The sequence below is a fragment of the Tamlana crocina genome, assembly GCF_012037625.1.
In genome coordinates this window covers 1-510 of record NZ_JAAVJS010000153.1, presented here as the reverse complement: position 1 = coordinate 510, position 510 = coordinate 1, and the positions used below count along the sequence as shown (strand labels likewise).

General features: G+C 36.5%; 1 protein-coding gene. It reads right to left on the bottom strand.

Going from position 1 to position 510, the window contains the following annotated elements:
* Window positions 1–510: AAA family ATPase (locus HC176_RS16080; protein ID WP_167920015.1), on the bottom strand; the 510-nt coding region annotated here is incomplete at both ends.

Here is a 510-nt window from a genome sequence, read left to right as displayed (position 1 = left end):
CTCCATACAGCCCTATCTAGAAGTTCGGCGTGATTAGTTGCTGCGACAACTACTACATAACTCGGCAAACGATCAATCTGAAGAAGTAAAGAACTTACAACTCTTTTAATCTCACCCGTTTCGTGAATGTCTCCGCGTTCTTTTCCTATAGTGTCAAATTCATCAAAAAATAAAACACATTCTTGGGTTCTAATAAAATCAAAAGTTGTTTTAAGCCGAGTAGCGGTTTCTCCTAGATAACTACCAATTATTCCATCATACCTTACAACGTAATATGGAATCATTAAAGATTGAGCTATGACTTCTGCGAGAGAAGTTTTTCCATTTCCAGGAGGACCTGCCAATAGAATACGATTTCTAGGTTCTAAATTATAGGATCTCAATAAGTCACTACGATGATGTTCCTGGATAAGGTCTTGAATGACGGCTTGATTTTCATAATTTAAAATCACATCATCCAAAGTCTTTTGAGGGTAAATGCGATATAAAAAACTGTCTAATCCATCTTCC